Genomic DNA, 259 nt, shown 5'->3' on the forward strand with positions numbered 1-259 from the left:
ATCTCAACGCAGAGGCTCGCCAGAAGTACATCGTGGAGCCCCACCGACGGTTTACCCGCTCCAGTCCGCTGACCTTCCGGCGGACCGTTGCCTTTATTCTGCAACTCGTGCGTAAATCCACCGCCGTGGAGTTGCACGATTTCTTTGTCAGCCTGGGATCCTTCCCGGTTACAAAGTCTGCCATCGTCCAACGCCGCAAGCACATCCGCCCCCTATTCTTCAAGGACTTCTTCTACCAGTCCGTTCAGGCTTTCTACGC

General features: G+C 56.8%; 1 protein-coding gene. It reads left to right on the plus strand.

What is annotated here, in order from left to right:
• Window positions 1-259 (plus strand): hypothetical protein (locus tag DRW39_RS22125; RefSeq protein ID WP_198664986.1); only part of this gene is annotated, 259 nt, incomplete at both ends.

The sequence above is a fragment of the Lewinella sp. IMCC34191 genome (assembly GCF_003390935.1).
In the GTDB taxonomy this organism is placed as follows: domain Bacteria; phylum Bacteroidota; class Bacteroidia; order Chitinophagales; family Saprospiraceae; genus Neolewinella.